General features: G+C 36.0%; 1 protein-coding gene. It reads left to right on the top strand.

All coding sequences use genetic code 11. From position 1 onward, the window contains the following. A partial coding sequence (locus tag SB765_RS29520; RefSeq protein ID WP_410932475.1) for a hypothetical protein occupies positions 1-275 on the top strand: 275 nt, incomplete at both ends.

The following is a 275-nucleotide window of genomic DNA, read 5'->3' on the forward strand; positions in this document are numbered from 1 at the left end:
TCTCCCCTTCTTTAGATGTTGATGCGTTAGTAGTAGATAAAAAAGAATATGAAGCGACTAATCACACTAATAGCATAGCTATTGCCGAGCCCATTTTTTTTGAAAATACACAATATCAATTTGAATGGGAGTTTAGCTCTGAAGTTGAAAGTGCTTATTTATCCCACCGTAGCCAAAACATTAATGATAGTTTTCGCTTTAAAAGAGCGAGCTTAACTTCTTCAGCTCGATTAACAGGTACATTAAATACTGGAAATGATGTTGGTTGGATGCGC

It is taken from the genome of Pseudomonas sp. SIMBA_067 (genome assembly GCF_046534675.1).
GTDB classification, from domain to species: domain Bacteria; phylum Pseudomonadota; class Gammaproteobacteria; order Pseudomonadales; family Pseudomonadaceae; genus Aquipseudomonas; species Aquipseudomonas putida.